We start from the raw sequence: 20,964 nt of genomic DNA on the forward strand, positions 1-20,964 counted from the left end.
GTAAATGGCCTGCCAGTCCCAGCGGTCCCTGGGCACTTCGCCGAGCGCGTTTCGTTCCCCGACCAGGTTTTCCCAAAGTTCGACGATGTTGTCGGCGCCCGGAAACCGGCCGGCGAGGCCGATGACGGCAATCTCGGCGCCGCGCGCGGGCAGCCTGCCGCCGGCGTCGGCGGGCGACGGCTGCGACGGCGCTTGCAGTTCGCTCTCCTCGTCGAAATCGAAGCCTTCCAGCAACGAGGAACCGGACATGGTGTAGCCCGTGTACGCCGCTGCCGGGACTTGGGGCGCTTCCCGGATTGCGGCACTCCGCTCGGGCTCCGGCCGTGTCGCCGCCGCACCCGCGGAATCGTCCGGCGCGGCCGGATTTCCCGGTCCGTCCAAGCCGAAGAAGGCTTCGAAATCCTTGCGATAGCGGGACGCCAGGTGCGCCCGCAAGGCGTCCAGCGTGGTGTGCTCCAGGAAAGTCGAGGCATCCAGGCGTACGAACGGGAACACGCGATTCAACCGGTTCGCCAGCTGGGTCAGGGTAATGGAATCGAAACCATAGCTGCTCAGGTTTTCCTTGGGGTCCACCCGGTGCCGTTCCATGCCCAGGACTAAGGCGACCGCTTCGGCCAAACTCTTTTCCATGAGTGCCGGCAAGGTCTGTTGATTCGTCATGCCGCTTCTCCGCTAGGTGTTTTGTGCCCCGTTGTTCGGCGGGGGCGCTGGGTTTCGAGCGCCCTGGCGCGCTCGGCCGGCGAAATCCAGCCCAGATTCACCATCGTTTCCAGGTTTTCCCCGCCCAGTCTCCCGAGCAGGACGAATTTCATCGCCTCGATACGGGGGTCGTTCTTGTTGATGTACAGCTTCTGCTGCAGGGTCTCCAGGTAGCGCTCGGCTTGCGGCCAGCGATTCGGGCCGACCAGCCGGTAAATGGCGGGAACCGCGGGCAGGTTGATGAGCTTCCAGAACAGCTTCCAGTCCTGGACCGGGTTGGGAAACGCGCCGATCTGCTCCGCCAGCCACATGTTTTGCTGGGAGGAATCAATGCTGGGAAAAAGCTGTCCGCGCCGGCTTTCCTTACGGGCGTCGTCGCGGATGATTCGCCGCTGGGTGTCCGCATCGGGAAGCCGGCAGGTTCCGGACAAGACCTTGGAAAACCAGCGCGCTTCCAGTTCCAGGGTGGGAATCACGCTCAGCGACGCCGGCTTGCGTCCGATGAAACAAAGGTCCGGATAGTCCGGGTGGAACTGGTGCTTGTAGAGTTCGTCAAGCTTGATGGATGCCGGCAGGAACGGATAGCGGGGTTCTTCGTACCCGGTACAATCGACGACGATGTCGATTTCTTCCCGGCTGCCGTCCTCGAATGTGCAAGCGTCGGCCGTGAAATCGCGCAGCTCCGGCTTGAGCCGGATTTTTCCCTCGCTCACCGCACCCGGAAAATCGCAGCTCACCAGCAGGACGTTTTCCTTGACCGGGAACTCGGGCATCAGGCCGCTTCGTTCCAGTGCGGCCATGTAGTCCGGAATCGACGCGCGCCATTCGTCCAGGATCTCCCGCGCGCTCAGCCGATTGATGAGGAGGCGCTTGACCGTCGTGATCGAGCCGTCGTTGGTGGTGAACCCGAACATCCGCGGAATGATCATCTTCTTCGAGCGCAGACTCACGAACACCTGCCGGGCTTCCTCGGCGGCGTCCACGGCAATGTCCATGCCGCTCACGCCGTTGCCGATGACCAGCACCCGCTTGCCGCGGAAAATTTCCGGCGAGTGATAGTCGGCCGAATGCAGGCGCTCGCCCCGGAAGCCGTCCAATCCGAGATAGGAAACGCGCTTGGGCTGCCAGAAATTGCCGGTGCAGATGCAGACCGCATCGAAGCTCCGACTGTACCGGCTGCCATCGGGTCCGCGCAGGGTCAGCCGCCACCGCCCGTCCTCGCGGACCAGGCTTTCCAAGGCCGTGTTCAGCTGAATTCGGGATCTCAGACGGAAATGATCGGCGTAATCGTTAAGATACCGGTTCATTTCCTCCACGCCGGGAAAAATCGACATCTCATCCGGCGGCGGGAAATCCGAAAACAGCGAGGTGAATTTCGAGGTCTGCAGGCGCGTCGACCGGTAAGGCCCGCCGCGGTGGCCGTCGCGGAAACACCAGATCCCGCCGATGCGGTCGGTCTTTTCGAATACCGTCGGGTCATGGCCGTCTTCGAGCAGGCACTTGGCCGCCGCGAGACCGGCGGGCCCGGCGCCGATGACCGCGACCGAACGCCCGGAACCGCTTTCTTCCCCGCGGTAAGACGCCGATTCCGGAGACGCCGCAAAAACCGGAGACTTGGGCATTACCGCTGCTCCGGCCGGGAGCTTGGGGAAACCCTGGTTAAGGCTCGAATCGTGCGGGGACGCTTGGACATCCGGTTGGTCCGGAATGCCCTCGCCCATGCCTCCCGCGGTGGGAGAAGGCTTTTTCGGAGCGTCCTTGGGCGCAGCCGGAATCCAGTAGCGCTCCTTCCGGAAGGGATAGGTCGGCAGGGGAATCCGCCGCAAGGGTTTGGCGTCGGCGCCGCTGTCGGCGTACAGATCGGACCAGTCGACCTTCGCGCCGGAGACCCAAGCACGGGCAAACGCTTCCGCCCGCTCGCGCGCCGTTCCGGTAGGCCTGCCCGCTGCCTGCGCTTCGCTCCGAACCCGGCCCTCGAAGACGCCCGCGACGGGCGCCCGCGATACCTGTCTCGGCTGCTGCGCGCGAATCCAGCCGCTCAGCGTTTCCGCCAGCCCGGCCCGGGTCGAGAACACGATTGCCAGCCGCTCCGTCATGGCCTCGCGTCCCTGCTGCAAGGTATAAGCGAGGTGTTCCGGGTCTACCGGCTGCGCCCGCAGGAAGTCCAGGAAGCGCCCGGCATAGGCCAGCAGGCTTTCCGGGTCCCTGGCCGAGAGCGGGAACACCAGGGGACCGGGTGCCGGCCCGGTTCGCGGCGACGCGTCGAGTTCGGACCGCGCGTATTCCTCCACGATCACATGGTGGTTGGTGCCGCCCGCCCCGAACGAGCTGAGGCCGGCGCGCCTGGGATGGCGCCGGCCGTCGACCGTCACCGGCTCCCACTCGGCCCGTTCCTGCTGCACGTAAAACGGCGTGTCCTCGAACGCGATGTGGGGGTTCGGCCGCTCGGCGTGCAGCGAAGGCACCAGCACCCGGTGCTTCATCTGCAACAGCACCTTGGTCAGGCCGGCTATCCCTGCCGCCGATTCCAGGTGGCCGATATTGGATTTGACCGAACCGAGCGCGCAATGCCGCCGCCCGCGAAGGCCGAGGCTGCGATAAGCCTGGGTCAGGGCGGCGATCTCGATCGGGTCGCCGATGGCGGTCCCGGTACCGTGAGCCTCGACGTAGTTGACCGTGTCGGGATCGATATCGGCCCGGCGCAAGGCGTTGACGATCGCCTCGGCCTGGGCGTTGGGATTGGGCACGGTGTAACCGCTGGTCTTGCCGCCCGAATTCATGGACGACGCCTTGATGACGCCGTAGATGTGGTCGCCTTCGGCCTCCGCCCGCGCCAGGGGCTTCAACAGCACCGCACCCACGCCCTCGCCGGCGACGAAACCGTCCGCGTCGGCGCCGAAGCTCCGGCAGCGGTCGCCTCGGGAGATCATGGTGGCGGCGGACAGGCGCAGGTAATGCTTGGGGTGGAGGATCAAGTTGACCCCGCCGGCGATGGCCAGGTCGCATTCTCCGCGCATGATGCTTTCGTAGGCCAGATGAATCGCGGTCAAGGAACTGGAGCACGCGGTATTGACCGCCAGGCTCGGCCCGTCGAGATCGAACAGGTAGGAGACCCGGTTGGCCGCCGACCAGGACGAGGAATGGGCCGCCACGGTGGGGTCGGAGGACCACAGCTCGCCGGCCAGCGATTCATAGTCGGCGTGCATGACGCCCACGAATACGCCGACCTTGTGCCCGGCGAGCCCCTGGCGGGTATAGCCCGCGTCTTCCAGCACCGTCCAGGCGCTTTCGAGGAACAGCCGCTCCTGGGGATCCATGAGCCGCGCTTCGTTGGGCGAAATGGCGAAGAACAGGGGATCGAACCGATCCGCGTCGTCGATGAATCCGCCCCATTTGCTGTAGATTCCGCCGGGCTGGTGCTTGTCGGCCGAGTAATAGGCCTGCCAGTCCCAGCGCTCGCGCGGCACTTCGCGGATGCAGTTCCGCCCCTGCCGGAGATTCCGCCAGAACTGCTCCAGGTCTTCGGCCATGGGATACTTCCCGCTGAGGCCAATAACGGCAATGTCGCCGCGGGCGGTTTCCCCGGGCGCCTCGGTAGGCACCGGGACGGCCGGCGCGGGCTCCGCGGGAGCCGGGGAAGCCGTCGCGGTTTCGCCCCCGAGCAGGGTTTCCAGCGCGCCACGGTGCTGCTCGAGCAAATACCGGGTCAGGCTTTCGGCGGTGTTGTGCTGGTACAGCGTCACCACCGGCAGCGGCCCCAGACGGCGTTCGAAGGCCTGGAGCACCCCGCCGATGAGCAGCGAGTCCAGGCCGTAAATATCGAAAGTGGCTTGCGAGTCGATGCTGTCCTTCCCGATTTTCAGGGTTTCGGCAAAAACGGTCTTGACGAAATCCTCCGCCTTCCGGTCCAGGCCGGTATCGATGCGAGCGGCGTCCGGCGCCGCTGCCGGTCGTTGCGCCGCGGGTTCGGAAGCGTGTTCCGGCGTTTGGCCATGCAGTTCCACGCCGAGCTCGCGCAGATGCTCGCGGCTCACCTTCATGGGCACGACCTGGCCGAACGGGCTGGCCAGAACCCGCTCGATGGCTTCCATGCCTTCTTCCGGCTCGATCGAGTAGACGCCGCGGGCAATGAGCTGCTGCTGGTAGGCCTCGCTCGACACCACCCCGACCGTGCCCCAGTAACCCCAGTTGAGGATTTTCACCGGGTAAGGCGCGACCGATTGCAAGTAGCGGGCGAAGGCGTCCTTGAAGGTACAGGCCGCGGCATAGTTGCTCTGCCCCGCGTAACAGGTAAACGACTCCCCGGAGGAGAAGAAAAGGAAGAAGTCCAGGCGCTCGCCGCCGAGTGCCCGGTACAAATTCACGCTGCCTTGCACCTTGGGCGCCAGCGCCTCCTGGAAGGTGCTCTCGTCCATATTGGCCAGGGACTTGTCCCTCAGCACCAGGGCGGAATGAACGACCCCGTGAATCCGCCCGAACCGATGTCCGGCCCGGGCGACCGCGTTTTTCAAGGCCTCGGGGTCGCCGGCGTCGGCTTGCAGGTACAGTCCCTGGCCGCCTTGGGCCTCGATCGCGCGAAGTTTGTCCTCGATCTCGGGGGTCGGCGGGCTGCGCCCTATCCAGACGATGCGGGCCCGGACCTTTTCGGCGAGATAACGGCTGAACGCAAAGCCGATGCCTCCGGCGCCGCCCAGGATCAGGTAGACGCCCTGGTGACGGAACAGGGTCTGTTCCGCGGGCGGGATGTCGACAGCCTCCAGCACCTGAACGAAGCGTTCGCCGTGCCGCAGGGCGACTTCCCGCCCCCGGTCGCTGCCCGGTTCCGCCCGGATCTGCGCGGCCAGCCGGTCCGGGTCGTCGGTGCGGTGGAAATCCACGCAGCTCACGTGCAATTGCGGGTATTCCTTGACCGCCGTCTTGGCCAGGCCGAACAGGCTGCCCGCCAGGGGGTTGACGCGCTCCTCCGGGACCACCGCGTGGGCGCCTTCGGTCAAGACGCACAAGCGGATTCCGTGATGCACCCATTGAAGCTCGATCAGCGCCCGGATCAGTCTGAACAGCGAAAGTACGCCCTGCTGCCGGCTCCGTTGCAGCAGTTCATCGGGCAGCGAGGCCGGCGGATTGTCCTGAATGCCGCCCATGAAATAGATGAGGTCGGGGCAGGGAAATCCGCCCGCTCGGAGGCCGTCCGCAATCGCCCGCGGATCGGAATAATCCGCTTGCCGGCGCCGCTCGCCCAGGCTTTCGTTGCGCGTGCCCAAGCGGATTTCCCAGAGCTCATCGGAAGCGTGCGTCCGCATCAGGCGTTCCTGCAACGCGACGGCCGGGTCGCGATCGACGGAAACGAACAGCACGGTTGCGCCCGGCCGGCGCTCCGGCGGGCGCGCGGGGAGCGGCCTCGGCTCCCAGCGCGGCAGGTAGAAAAAATCCGCGAGCGAATCTTTCCGAGCCTGGTAGAAGGCATCGTGCAGGCGCAAGAAGACCCGTCCCTGTACGTCCAGCAAGGACAGGTTGAAACGCAGGGGACCGAGCTTTTCCAGGTGGACATAGCCCGCGGACGGCAGCGGCGCCGAGAATTCCACCGCTTCGATGGAATGCGGCAGCAGACTTTTGATGGGCCCGCCGCCTTCGCTCCGGTTCAGTACGTACGCGGCGCCGAGCTGCAAACACGCGTCCAGCAGCGCGGGCGAGAGCGTGTACGGCCGGCATCGCGCTTCCGATTCCGGGTCCAGGGCGAATTCCGCCAGCGCTTCGTCCTGGCCCAGGTAAATCCGTTGCAGGCACTGGAGGCCCGGACCGTGTTGGACGCCGATCTCGCGCAACCGGGCGTAGAGCTGTTGCCCGGCGATCTCGGACAGGCCCGCGCTGCGCAGCGCGGGCGCCCGCGCCATCACGGGCGGCGCGGCGGGCGGGCTGTCCGGAACCAGCTCGCCGCCGGCGTGTACCTCGCCCTCCGCCCCCAGTACGGCGAACTGATGCCGGCCGTGTTCTTGCCGGAGCACGATCCGGGCGGTCGTTGGCCGCTCCACCGTCAGCGGCCTGGACCAGACGATGCGGGAGAAGCGGAACGGCCGATCCACCGCCGAGGCAAACGCGGCGCGCGCCATTTCCAGATAAGCCGCGCCGGGCAGCACGCCCTTACCGTCGACCTGATGCTGCTGCAGGAGCCAGTCGGAAGCCCGGAAGGTTTTTTCGTAGGTGAGTCCTTGCGCCAGGCTCAATCCCGGATGAATCCTGTCCAGCAGCGGATGAAGCGCCGCGCTCCCCGTCGCGGAGACCGGCGCGTCCACCGCGGTCTCCGGAATCCAGAAACGCTCCCCCTGGAACGGGTAGGTCGGCATGGACAGGCGGCGCCAGCCCTCGCCCGCCGGATTCAACAGGCTCCAGTCCGGCGTGTATCCCTGTTCGTACAGGGCGCCCAGTTTCTCCAGGCGTTGCAGATACGCCGTCTCCCCGGAACCCGTGCCGTTTTCCCGGATTTCCAGCAACAGTTGACGGCCCTCTTTCTTGAGATCCCGGCCGGCCGTCTCGCGTTTGGGCTCGAGCGGGTCCGAGCCCAGGCGGTCGGCCAATTCCCGACGGCTGCGCACCGGGAAAGCCTTGCGATAGGCAAAATGGCTGCGGCCGAGTTGCAGCGTGTAGGCGATGTCGCCCAGCCTGGCCTCCCTGCCCTCTTCTCGCAGCCACTGAAGCAGATCGGCGCATTTCCGGGCGAACGCGACGGGGGTTTTCGCCGAGACGGGAATCAGGAAACCGGGCCGGGACGGCTCGGGTTGCGGGCCGACATCTGCGGATGCCGGCGCTTCATCGATGACCAGATGGCAGTTGGTGCCGCTGATGCCGAAGGAGCTGACCGCCGCCCGCCGGACGCCGCCGGATGCTGCGTTCCAGTCTTGCAGGGTCCGGTTGACGTAGAACGGACTGTCCCGGAAGTCGATGTATTCGTTCAAGCGGTCGCAGTGCAGAGACGGCGGAATTTTCCGGTGCTTCATGGCCAGCAGCACCTTGATCACGCTGGAAACGCCGGCGGCGTACGCGGCATGGCCGATGTTGGTCTTCACCGAACCGATCGGGCAAAACTGCTTTTCCTGCGTGAACTTGCGGAAGGCCTGGGTCAGCGCTTCGACTTCGATCGGATCGCCCAGCTTGGTGCCGGTGCCGTGGGTTTCGATGTAGTTGATGCTGTCGGCGGGGATTCCGTATCGTTCGTAAACGGACACTTCCAGCTCGGCCTGGGAGACCGAACTGGGCGCGGTCATGCCGTTGGTCTTGCCGTCCTGGTTGACGCCGATCCCGCGGATCACCCCGTAGACGTGGTCGCCGTCGCGCAAGGCACGATCCAAGGGCTTGAGCAGAATGGCCGCGGACGCCTCTCCCGGCACGAAACCGTTGGCGTCGTTGTCGAATGCCCGGCACTGCCCGGTGGGCGAGAGCATGCCGGATTTGCTGGTCAGCTTGTAGAACAATGGCGTGGTGCAGATATGTATGCCGCCCGCCAGGGCCATGTCGCTCTCGCCCGCCAGGAGGCTCTGACAGGCCAGATTGATCGCCACCAGCGAAGAGGAACACGCGGTGTTGACGGCAATGCTGGGGCCTTTCAGGTTGAGGAAATAGGAAATCCTCGCCGCCGTCACCGAAGGCTCGTTGCCGGGAAAGGAAAAACCTTCGATGGCCGCGCCGTCCTCGTGGTGCATCTTGAGCTGATAGTCGCCCTTGGTCGCCCCGGCGAAGACCCCGACCTTGAGCCCGGAAAGCGATGCGTCCGAGTACCCGGCGTCTTCCAGTGTGCGCCAGCAGTCTTCCAGGAAGATGCGCTGCTGGGGGTCGGTCAGCTCCGCCTCCTTGCCCGAAATCTGGAAAAACAGCGCATCGAAGCGGTCGATCTCCTTGAGGAAGCCGCCCCACTTGGAATAGGTCTTGTCCCGGCTGCCGGGGTCGGAATCGTAGTGCTCGGCCAGGCTCCAGCGATCCGCGGGCACTTCGGTCACGCAGTTCTTGCCCTGCGCCAGGTTCCGCCAGTATTCGTCGACCCCGTCGGCCAAGGGGAAACGGCCCGCCATGCCGATGATGGCGATGTCCATGGCTTGCGCGCCGCCACTTGCGGACGCACGTTCGAGGGCGCGTTCGGTGCCTGTGGCGGGCACGGCGCCGCCCGCGGCTGTCCCCGCGTTCTTCGCCAGGTCTTCGGCCAGAATTTTTTGCAGATGAAAACCCTGGAACGCCGCCGCCACGTTACCCTGATCGTCGACCAGGGTCAGGTCCAAGGTGATGTGCTCCTCCTTGACCGAAACCGCCTCGACCAAGCCGAAATAAACATCGCCGTGCAGTTGCCGAAAGACCTGTATCCGGTCGAACAGCACCGGAATGAAGAAGTTCTTCCGGTTGCCCGAAAGAACGCTCGCGAAATGCAGCCCGGTGGCGAAAAGGCCATCGACGATCGAGGGTTCCAGCACGAAGCGGTCGCGCAGCCTTTCGCCTTCGAGAGTCCGCTGTAAGCGGCTGACCGCGGTTTTCTCCCGAATCCGGATTTTTCGAATAGTCCGATAGGAAGAGCCCACCTTCAAAATGGCGTCCGGCGTATAGATCTCGTCCGGATCGACTTCCGTCTCGAACTGCTCCCAGACGGTCGTGTACGCCCGGTTGACGGAAGCCGTCGCGGCGATCTCCCGGAACCGCCCGTCGACGCTGGCCTTGTAAACGCCGCCCTCGCCGGCCTTGCGGCTCTCGATGACGAAGCGGTGGTCCTTCGCGCCCGGTGTCAGCCGCAACCGGCAATCCAGGGGAACGCCGGGGAAGGTGATCATCGGGAATTGCAGGTTGAAGCCCTCGACCTGGAGGCCCCCGCTGTAGCCGAGCAGGCGGCGGGTCCCGATGTAGAGCATTTCCAGATAGGCATCGGAAGGCATGATGTACTGCCCGTAGATCACGTGATCGCGGATGCAGTTGTTGTCCTCGACGGTGACCCGGTAGTGGAGCAGCACTTCTTGGCCACGGGACCAGTCGCCCTGCGCCTGGAATCCGTAATGCAGGCAATGCGGACCTATCGTGTCTCCGGCCGGGTCCTCGGCGCGGGAGGCCGGCTCCGGGGCGGAAAACGCCTGCGGCTCCGCTTCCGGCGTTTTCTCCGCCGGACCCAGTTCGTCGCCGTATCGTTCGGCGATATAAGCGGCCAGGGCGGCCACCGTGGTGCGGTCGAACAGCACGGTCTTGCTCAGGGAGATGCCCAGGACACGATTCAGTTCGTTGATCAGCTCGATGCCGGTAATGGAATCGATGCCGTACTCCGAAAACGGCTTGTCTTCGTCGATGTCCGCGCGGCTTATGCCCGAGGCCGCTTCGACACAATCGAGGACGGTGTCCAGCAAGCGCTGCTCGAGGTCTTCGCTCTTGCCGGGAACTGCGGCGGCCGGCGTTGCCGCCCGGCCGGATTCCCCCGATGGCTCCGCGCGCAATGCGGAAACCGGCGGTTCCGCAGTGGTCGGGGCCTCAGTGGTCGGGGCCTCGCCGGGCATCTGCCCGAGACTAACGGGCCGGCTCACCGAACCCTGCACCGTCCGCGCCGATTTCTCGGCCACCATGACCGTTTGCGCCAGATCGAGGCCGGTCGACGGCGGCGGCTCCAGGACTTCGAACCGCGGGAAACCGGCGTCCCGCAGCAATTGCCGCCAGGTCTCCGGCGTCAGCAGCGGGCTGTCCGGGATACGGCACGCCTCATCCTCGTACAGCCACCAGCCGTCCAGCAGACCGAAAGTCAGGGTCAGCAGGTCCTGGGCCGCGGTCATTTCGTTCAGAACCAGCCAGCCATGGGTTTTCAGCAATGACCGGACGTTATCCAGGGTCGCCCTGATATCGGGCGTCGCGTGCAGTACGTTGGTCGCCACGATCAGATCGAAACTTTCCGGCCGGAAACCCTGGGCGGCGAGGTCTTTACTGATGTCCAGAAGCCGGAACGCCAGGAACGGATAGGTTTCCCCGAACAGCTTCCTGCCGTGGACGAGGAAGAAATTCGAAACGTCGGTGTACACGTATTCCAGCCGGCTGCCGTAGTCCCCGATCGCTTTCAGGACGCCGGCGGACGTGCCGCCGGTGCCGGCGCCGATTTCCAGAATGCGTAGGGTTTCGCCGTCGCGGAGAGTTTTCCCGCGCTCCTGGACGAAGCCGAGCACGCTTCGCGCCGCCAGCGAATTGAAGTAGTCCGAAACCGGGTTGTCCTTGTAGATACCCTCCACTTTCGCCATGGAAGAGGCGGGAAACATCACTTGCGTGGGCAGGGTCTCTTCCCGGAACAACTGCGGGTAAGACCCGATGCAGTGGTCCAGCAGCGCCAAATGGGCACGGACCTCGGGGTAGCCCTCGGCGAGCCGTAGCCGCTCCCGCTCCGCCGCGGCCGTGGAAACGGCGTCGATCGGCCCGGAACGTTCCAGCAGCCGCCGCGCCGCGCGGTAGAAGCGGGTGAAGCGGGACGGGATCGCGCCGGACGGCGGCGTGTCCAGCAGGCCCAGGTCCCGGAACACCGTATGAAGCCGCTGATGTGCGTACCGCCGCAGGGCGAGATACCCCTCGTGGAACCGGAACAGCTCGGCCGGAACCGGCGCAGGCGGGTTCAGGCCGGCACCGAGCTTTTCCAGCGCAGCCGGGATTTCCCCTGCCGCACCGGCCGGCCCGGGTTCCGGGCTCACGTACATTTTCGCCTGCAAGGAGCGGCTGGCTTTGATCGCCACCACCTGCCCCGCGCCGCGGGCCAGGATGCGCCGAACAGCTTCCATGCCTTCTTTGGGCAGGATGGACCCCATGCCCTGGTTGCCCATGCGCCGCTGGTAGTCCGCCGACGCGACGATGCCGACGGTGCCCCAGTACCCCCAGTTGATCACCTGCACCGGGTAGGGCTTTTTCCAATCGAGGTAACGGGCGAAGGCGTCCTGGAAAGTGCCCCCGGCCACGTAGTTGCCCTGTCCGGCGTTGCCGACGATCGAAAGTATGGAGGAGAAAAAGACGATGAAATCGAGGTCTTGCCCTTGCAGAGCACGACAGAGATGGATGCTGCCTTGCACCTTGGTGCCGTAGACGGCGCGGAAATCGTCTTCCGCCATGTTGTCCAGGGCTTTGTCCCGCAAGATGACGGCCGAGTCGAACACGCCGTGGATTTCGCCGAAGCGCGCCAGCCCCAGGGCCACCGCGTCCTGCGTTCGAGTCCAGGACCTCAGGTCGGTCGGCACATAGAGGACTTCGCCGCCGTGCTTTTCGATGTCGGCAATCTCCGCTTCGCGCGTGGCGTCCAGGGGTTTTCTGCCGAGCAGGATCAGGCGTGCCCCTACGTTTTCGGCGAGGTATTCGGCGAGTTGCCGGCCCACGCCGCCGAGACCGCCAGCAATGAGATACACCCCCCCTTGCCGCAAGGGTGTCCGCGAAACCGGCGCCAGGCGTGTCGGAATCAGCCGCCGGACATAGCGCTGCCCCCGGTACAGAGCCGCTTCTTCGGCGCCCTCGTGGCGGGGTTCGGCGAGAATGCCCGCCAGGTCGATTTCGCCCCGGAGCACGGCGTCCTGATCCAGCGCCAGCCGATTGATCCGCCACTGGGGATATTCCTTGATCAGGGTCTTGGTCAGGCCGGCCAGACCCGCAACCCACGGGAAAACCTCGGCATCGGGATGAACGTCGTGGATCAGGGAAGTCAGCACGCTCAGCCGGAGCGGTGAAGTCGCGTGCGCGCTCCGGGCGAGGGATTTCACCGTCCGATGCAGGGCATGGACGGAAAACGCCTGTATCGCGTCCAGCGCCTCCGCATCCTCCAGGGCGGGATTGCGGCTTATCAGGCCGGCCAGAAAGTAAATCCTGTGAATTTTGGGGAAAGCGTCGGCATCGAAGCCGGCCTCCCGGACCGTAACGACGCGGCTTCCGGCGTAGTGTTCCCGCAGCGCTTCCGCGACCCGCAAAGCGGCCTGCGAGTGATCCTCCGGCGGCAGGAAGGCCAGAATCGTTTCGCCGGCGGCCGCGGTCGTCTCGGGCGTCGTGCCCAGGGGGTCGGGCACCCAGCGAAGCGTATAAAAGAATTCGCCGAGGCGGTCCCCGGCCGGTTGGAACACCGCGTTCTTGAAGCGCACGCACACGCTGCCCGTTTCGTCCGCGAGGTAAACATCCGCCCGCTGCGCGTCGATCTTTTGCGCATAGGCGATCATGTTCGGGGTCGGCGGCCGGTAGGCGGCGACCTCCCCGGCCATGAAAGGAAGTTGCGGCGCCGATCGGTCGCCGCTCAGCGCGAGCGCCGTCTGCAACGCGGCATCCAATAGCGCGGGATGCTGCCGGTAACGGGCGAAATCCCGGCTCAAGGTGTCGGGCAGGCGCAGAAAGGCCAGGGCTTCGCGGTCGTTCCTGTGCAGCCGGGTAATGCACCGGAAGGCCGGTCCGTAGCCGATCCCGGCCTCGAGGAAGCCGGCGTAAAGGTCGGCCCGGTCCACCGTTTCCGGGCAGCGGGCCTGTATCTCCCGCCATGGCAGGGACGGTTGGGAGGCGTTTTCCAGAGCGCTGAACCTGCCGTAGGCATGGGTCTTGGGCGGTGCGCCGTCGCTCCCGGTCTGCACCCGGAAAGCCAAGCCGTCGCTTTCTCGCGTGACCAGCACCTGTATCTCCACCGACGACTCGGACAGCACCACGGGGTCCTGCCAAACCACTTCGTCGATCTTGAGCGGTCCCTGTTCGGCCTGCGCGGCCGCGGCCCAGGCCATTTCCAGGTAGGCCACGCCGGGCAGGACGGCTTGATCGTCGACGCTATGGTCGTCGACCACCCAGTGCTCCCGGGAAAGCGTCTTGCGGAACGCGATTCCCCGGTCGAGTTCGAAACATCGCGCCGTGTCCACACGATCCAGCAGCGGGTGGAGAGCCGTACCGGCATCTGTGGATGTGCCGGGTTCGGCCGTCGGCAATTCATCCCTGGGCAGCCAGAAACGCTGCCTGGCATAGGGGTAATGCGGCAGGGAAATCCGCCGCGGACGCGCGGCGGATTTCCCGGAAGCGGCCTGCAGGACGTGCCAGTCCACCTCGACGCCGTGCACCCAGAGCCGGGCCAGACGGTCGAGCTGCTTCTGCTCGAGCAGTACCTTGAGATACGCGGCGCCGGCCTCGCCTTCCAAGTCCGGGATCGGGCTGTTTTTCGCGGCCTCGGCGTTATCCCGAAAACAGCTCGTCTCCCGGATTTCATCACCGGCCAGGACTTGTTCCAGCGCGTGCAGCAGCTCCCGCGTGCTCGACACCACCAGCGCGAGCCGCTCTTCCATGGCCTCCCGGCCCACTTGCAGGGTGTAGGCGATGTCGTGGAGATTGAGCTGATCCAGGCGGGAGGGGAGAAAATCGACGAATTTACGTACATAGGCCAGCAGCCGATCCGGGTTCCTGGCGGAAAGAGGGATCAGGCAGGGACCGGTCGCAAGCCTGTCGGCTTCGACCGGAGGCACGTACTCGTCCACGATGACATGGGCATTGGAACCGCCGACCCCGAACGAACTGACCCCTGCCCTGCGAGGATAGTCCGCCTTCCACTCGGCGAGTTCCTGCTGGACGTAAAACGGGGTCTTGGCGAACGGAATCTTGGCATTTGCCGGCACGGCATGCAGCGACGGCACCAAGGTCCGATGCTTCATTTGCAGCAGCACCTTGATCAGCCCGGAAATACCGGCGGCGGCGATCAGGTGGCCGATGTTGGACTTGACCGAGCCGATCGCGCAAAACTGGGTTGCGTCGGTGTGCTGCCGGAACGCCTGGGTCAGGCCTTCGATTTCGATGGGATCGCCCAGTATCGTGCCGGTGCCGTGGGCTTCCACATAGCTGATGGTACGGGCCGAGATGCCGGCGCGTTCGATGGCTTTCGCCACCAGCTGGGCTTGGGCTCGGGGACTGGGCACCGTGTAGCCGCCGGTTCTTCCGCCGCTGTTGACCGCGGTCCCCAGGATCACCCCGTAAATGGAATCGCGGTCCCGGATCGCTTGCGACAAGGGCTTCAGCACGATGGCCGCCACGCCTTCCGCATCCACGAAACCGCCCTTGCCCTCGCCGAAAGGATGACAGTAGTTCTCGCTGGAGAGCATGTTCTTCTGGCAGAACTGGACGATCCGGCTCGGGTGCAAGGTCAGGCTGACACCGCCGGCGATCGCCATCTCGCATTCTTTTTGCCGCAGGCTTTGCACGGCCAGATGCACGCAGCTCAGCGAAGACGAGCAGGCCGTGTCGACGCTCATGCTCGGCCCCTGGAAATCGCAAAAATAGGACACCCGGTTGGCGATGTCGTAATTATCGGTGTCCGGACACAGGGCGCTGCCCGGCCGCGATCGTTCCGCCGCCCACAACGCGTAGGTGTTGGTCGTTACGCCGACGAACACACCGGTGTTCCGGGGCAGGCTGAGCCGGGTATAGCCGGCGTCCTCGATGCTGCTCCAGGCGGCTTCCAGGAAAATCCGCTGCTGCGGATCCATCAGCTGCGCCTGGTTGGGCGTGATATTGAAAAACAACGGGTCGAACTCGTCGTACCCCTCCAGGAATCCGCCCCATTTGGTGTAGCTCTTGCCTTTCCGACGGCCGGCGTCGTAATAATCCCGGTAGTTCCAGCGCTCTTCCGGGACCTCGCCGATGCAGTTCTTTCCCTGTTTCAGATTCTCCCAGAGCGCATAAATGTCGGGAGATTGGGGAAAACGCCCGCTGCAGCCGATGATGGCGATGGGCTCGGGGACGTCGCCCTCAGCCTTGCCGGCCGCGTCCGTGTCGATCCCGTGGGTTCTCTCGGTTTCCGCGGCCGGCGGTTCGATTACCGAAACCGGGGTCCCGGCGGTTTCCGCCGGAGGCAGGTCCAACACCTCGCACAGCTTGGTTTCGTACGCATCGATGAAATAACCCGCCAGTTGCCTGATGGTCGTGTACTCGAACAGGACCGTCGCCGGCAGTTCCGGAAACACCTTGGCCAGTCTTTCGACGATTTCCTGGTTGATCAGCGAGTCGACCCCGATACCCTGGAATCTCGCGTCGACGTCGATATCGCCGGCGGACTGTCCGAGCGCGGCGCCGAAGATTTCCTTCAGATACTGCGTGGTTTTGGGCAGCAGCAGGCTTTTATCGTAGCCGGCCGCTTGCGGGCGCTGCGGTTCCGGGGGAGCCAGGAAGTTGCGCGGGACCCTGCGGAAATACGCGGTGTCCACCGCCAGAATAGGGTTTCCCCGTGCGTCGTAAGCCTTGAAACCCAGGCGTATGTCGCCGCCTTCGGTAATACGGAAATTCGCCTTTTCGATGACGGCAAAACAGTCTTCGGTAAGCGCGCCGAGCAGGGTCAGATGCTTGATGCTGATCGGAACGTACAGGAAGCCGTCGTTCAGCAAGGCGCCCAGAACATGCCCGGCATAAAACACGCCCTGGAACATCCCGTCCAGGATGAACGGGTCCAGGCCGGTGGGCTCGGCTTCGTCGCCCGGTTCGGCCCGGATGCGAACCAGGAAAGCCTCCGCGGTATGCTCGACTTTCTCGATCACCCTCATGCCGGGTCCGTACCGATAACCCCATTGGGCAAAAAGTGCGTAGAGGGCTTCTTCGTCCAGGGTCTGTTCGACCGCGTACCGGCTCGGTTCGAAGCGGGGAAGATCGGGCCGGGCCGCCTGTTCGATCCGTCCCTTGGCCAGTATTTCCCCGCCGGACTCGGCGCCCGCGTACTTGACGAGCCGGAAGTCGCCGCGCGGGTCTACGTCGACCGCCAGGTTCACGGTTTCCCGGATAACGCCGGGATTGGGGAAATAAACGTCGCTCAGCCGGTTCAGGGCGCTCGAAATCGCTCTGTTCCCGGCTTCCAGTGCCAGGGCCAGCCGCAGCGGACTGGGCGTGATGCAGCGCCCTTCCACGACGGTGTCCCGGATGACCGCGTCCTCCGAGGCGGACAAGCGGCGGGTGAATCGACCGGGGTTTTCGAGATCCTGCAGCAACCGGCCTTGCATGGGTGCGATCCTGGTAGAACGCGTACCCGAAGCTTCATGAGCCTGGCGGGAATGACTATTCACTTGAAGTATGCCCCCACTGTCCTGTTTGTCCACCCAGTAACTATCCCCCTCGAATTCATAACCGGGCAAAGGCAGTTTATGAAACGGTTTGGACAGAAAATATTTTTTCCAGTCGATATCGACGCCCGCTTGCCATAGCTCCAGGCAGGCATCCAGCATCGAAACGGGTTTTGCCATGCGCACGGTCGGAGAAGCCGCGCCCTCCATCCCATCGGAACCGAACTGCAAACAAGCCATGTTCCCGGCATCCGGAATCCCGGGCGGAATCCGCCGAACCATGTCCAGCCAGGACGGGAAATCCGCAAGCGCTGCCGGCAGCCGATTGTGCCGATGCAGGAGCGGAAAAGCCTCGGGCGGAAGATGGACCGAAACCCGCCGGTTCAGGTCTTCGACCCACCCGGAAAGCCGCGACATCTCGCCCAGAGCCAGATCGACGATACCCCCCTTGTCCGGTTCCACACGAGCTATCAAGTCGGTCAGCTCGCGCAAGCACGGGTCGTCGATTCGGCTTTTCGGCGATAGGTTCCATTTGCGATACAGCTTCGACAGCGCGGTTTGAATAACGAGAATCCTGAGGATTTGTTCGGACCGCGGAAGCGCGCCGTCGGAAAGCAGCTTTTCAAGATTCCGGCCTTTGGCCTGAAGATGGGGCGCCCATTCCTTCAAATAGCTCTTGAAGGTGTATTGGGCCTTTTCCAGTGCCCGCGCCTGTTCCAGATAATCGCGCCAGTCATGCGCAGCCGGATTCGCGTTCTTGAACAGGTCGACGAAATAGGCCGGCTCGAAACGGAGCGGCCCGATTCGCTCCCCGCCGACGGGGTCGTAGAAGGGGATGACCGGCGAAGAAAGGGTGAGGTCCTCCGCCGTGATTTTTCCGCTCAAAAAGGCTAGCGCTTCGACCGGAGACACCATGCCGGCGAGAACCAGGCTCTGCCAGAGGCCCGCCCCGCTGCCGGCGATAAGGGCCGGCGCGAAGCCCAGGTCCATGATGCCGGACAGATAAAGGTGGGCCGCGAGAAACGTATTTTGCGGCTGCGTTGCCGCGGTCCATGCCGACCGCAGATTCGGCTTTTCCTGCCGAAACCAGGGCGAAGCGTCGATCTCCCGCTTCAGCTCGTTCCATCTTTTCCGCACCAGGGACGCGTGCCGGAAAAAAGGCTTGACCGCCCTGAAATCGGGCCAGGCGAAATCGCCGACATGGAGCAGCCAGTCGGCGTTCGAAGAAGCCGTAAATAACTTGGAGCCCCGCAGCGTCTCCGCCAAAACCTCGATGCTGTCGACGCGGCAGCCCCAGCGGAACCGGTGGTGCTCCCGGCCCGCCGCCAACGTTCCGCAACAATCCGCCAGGGCCGTTTCGCGAAAATCATCCTGCTCGCTCAGAGCCCGCCATTTGTCCCGGAGGCGTTGCAGCGAACCTTCGGTTTTCGCCGATAACAGGAAAGGATAATAGCCGACCGAAGCAGGCCGGGACTTCCGATTCGGGAAAGATTCGAGGATGAGGTGGGAAATCGTTCCGCCGAACCCGAACGAACTCACGCCCGCCCGCAAGGGCTCCCCATCGTTTTCCGGCCGCCAGGCCTCGCCGGTCAGAGCCAGCCTGAAAGGCGAATCGTCGAGAAACAGCAGGGGATTGGATCGGGTGACGTTGAGGGTCGGCGGTATCTGCCGGTGCTTCATCATCAGCAGAACCTTGATGACGCCGGCAACGCCCGCGGCGGCTTCCAAATGCCCGATATTGGTCTTGACCGAACCCAGCCGGCAAAACTGCTTCCTCGACGTGTGGCGTTCGAACGCCCGGGACAGGGCGGCGACTTCTATGGGATCGCCCAGGGAAGTTCCCGTCCCGTGAGCTTCGATATAGGAAATCGCTTCCGGATCGACGCCGCTTTGCTCGAGCACCTCGGTAATCAGGTCCTGCTGGGACCGAATGCTCGGCGCGGTAATGGAAATGCTGTTGCCGACGTGACGTACGACTGACCCCGGGATCAGGCCGTAAACGTGGTTCTTTTCCCGCAGGGCATCTTCCAGCCTTTGCAGCAGTACCACGCCCACGCCTTCGCCTGGGACATAGCCGTCGGCGTCGAGGTCGAAGGTCTTGCACTGCCCATCCGGGCTGAGCATGCGGGACTTGGAAAATGACAGATATTTCCAGGGATGGAGATCCAGGCTGACCCCGCCCGCGATCGCGTAATCGGTTTCACCCGCAAGCAGCGAGAGCCGGGCTTGATGCAGGGCGACCAGCGATGAACCGCAGGCGGCATCGACCGAAAAACTGGGGCCTTTCAAATCGAAGAAATGGGACAGCCGATTCGCCAGGATGCACGAATAATTGCCGAGGCAGGCATAACTGTCGGCTACCACGCCCGGCGCGGTGGATTCGATCAGATAATCGACCGCCATGGCGCCGATATAAACGCCGGTCTTCTTTTCCTGAAACACCGACAGCGGGATGCCGGAATCTTCGATGCAGTGCACGGTTTCCTGCAGCAGCAGGCGTTGCTGCGGGTCCATGCTCTTGCTTTCCCGCGCCGAGATCCCGAAAAACGAGGCATCGAAGCGGTCGATCCCGTCCATGAGGCCGCACCATTTGCTCATGCTCCGGTTGGGCGCGTGGAAGTCCGGCGAATAAACGTCCTTCTCCCAACGGGACGAGGGTATCTCCTGGATACAGTTCCTGCCGTCCCTGAGATTGTTCCAGAACTCGGAATAGTGGCCGGCTTCCGGAAAGCGGCAAGCCATGCCGACCACGGCAATGACGTCCTTCTTAAAACCTGGGTCACGCATGGTTCAAAGCCCGCAGTTGCGCTCGGATGGCGCATGATTCCACGGGTGCCCGTCCCGGAAAAACCGAATCCGGTGCGCAGCGGGCTCCGGGGCGGATTGTCACACGCTTGATTCTTGCACCGGCCTCGATTTCGAAATCAAGGCGGTTTCGGCGCTCGGACGGGCGAATCGAGCGCTTCCGGCGACGGCCGAAAGGTGAAGGGTCACGCTGCCGCGACCCGGTCGATACCGGCGGCGAGGACCGCAAGTTCGGGGGATATGAACACCTCGGCGATTGGAAATTCCTGTACAAACGAAGCATGGATACGAGCGAGCAACCTTGTAGGAAGGGATTCAGCCCGGAGCGCAAAAAATCCGTTCCGGCCGAAACGGGGCGGCCGGGGCTTTCAGGTAGGGATCGGCCAGCCGATGAGCCGGCAACAGACGGCGGAATTCGAGAATCGTACGTTCATCGGGGAGGGCACCCGGCGTCGGAAAGGGGGAAGTCGCGGAAAAGCGGGATGTCGAGCGACGCTGTCTGCGTAGCCGGACCGCGACAGCCGAACCGTTGCCGTATCTGTTGATTGGACTGACGCCGAACGACTTCCCCATGACGAATCGAATATTCTTGCGAGAATCAGCAGCGACACAAACAGGACGACTGACGTTTGCTGAACTCGAATTGTTTTGAACGCGGAATTTGCGAGCCGCCCCCCGAGACGCTCGATTGGCTCCCGTCCGCGGCACACGCGACGGTGAGTGGGCCCAAATCTAGGTTAAGCCCTATGATTGCGCCTGTGCCGAAAGTCATATGCAGTCGAAAGTCATGACTTTCGGCCTATAGCGATCAGGAAAAGGCCTTCCCTAGAATGTCGAGCACACAAACGAAACGCTCTGTGCCTTTAGGGGGTGTCACAGAATTCGGAAATAATCGTACGCTAGGGCTTCCCATTGAGGCGTAGCGGCCGGAACTGTCCACACGCGGCCTTGCGACTCTGCCGCCAGACGTAATCACCGGTCAGGTTGATGTGCTCCCAGGCCAGCGGCGACAGGTATTGCAGCAGCCGGCCATCGATCGTCTTGACAGCATCACGCAGCGCCCGCATTGCCCGCTCCAGGTAGACCGTAATCCACAGCACAACGGGGGGCCGTCGCCAGGTTGAAGCTGCTGCCGCGGTAGCGCTGCTGCTCGAAACTGGCGTTGCGGATTTCGCCCAGGCGGTTGATGAACACGGCACGGGCCAGCGTGTTGCGCACCTCGCCCTTGTCCAACCCGGCATGCATATGGTGACGCAGCTCGACGTTTTGCCGCCAGTTCAGAATAAACAGCGTGCGCTCGATGCGCCCCAGCGCGACCGCCAGACCGTTCTGGCGCGGGTAGCTGGCGAACTTTCGGAGCATCAGCAAGACCGTAACGGTGCCTTGCTGGATCGAAGCGGCCAGTCGCAGGCGTCTAATAGCAGTCCTCCCTGACGGA

Annotated in this window: 2 protein-coding genes and 1 pseudogene (1 of these 3 cut by a window edge); all 3 read right to left on the reverse strand. The window is 64.0% G+C overall.

Annotated elements, in window-relative coordinates; translation table 11 throughout:
* On the reverse strand, window positions 1-660 hold the 5' portion of the coding sequence (locus sS8_RS09385) for a beta-ketoacyl synthase N-terminal-like domain-containing protein (RefSeq protein WP_119629422.1). It extends 14,292 nt beyond the left edge of the window; only the first 660 of its 14,952 coding nucleotides appear in the window; it begins with the start codon at window positions 658-660; its stop codon lies beyond the left edge, outside the window.
* On the reverse strand, window positions 657-19,508 hold the full coding sequence (locus sS8_RS09390) for an SDR family NAD(P)-dependent oxidoreductase (RefSeq protein ID WP_119629423.1): 18,852 nt from the start codon (window positions 19,506-19,508) through the stop codon (window positions 657-659). Before sS8_RS09390 ends, sS8_RS09385 begins: the two co-directional genes overlap by 4 nt.
* A 917-nt stretch (window positions 19,509-20,425) precedes the next feature.
* Window positions 20,426-20,936 (reverse strand): annotated as a pseudogene (locus sS8_RS09400) (Tn3 family transposase); the annotation flags it as partial.
* Between the last annotated feature and the right edge of the window lie 28 nt (window positions 20,937-20,964).

The sequence above is a fragment of the Methylocaldum marinum genome (assembly GCF_003584645.1).
Classification (GTDB): domain Bacteria; phylum Pseudomonadota; class Gammaproteobacteria; order Methylococcales; family Methylococcaceae; genus Methylocaldum; species Methylocaldum marinum.

Coding starts and splice junctions, on each gene's coding strand:
- sS8_RS09390 (WP_119629423.1), bottom strand. CDS start 19,508: ATGCGTGACCCAGGTTTTAAGAAGGACGTCATTGCCGTGGTCGGCATG.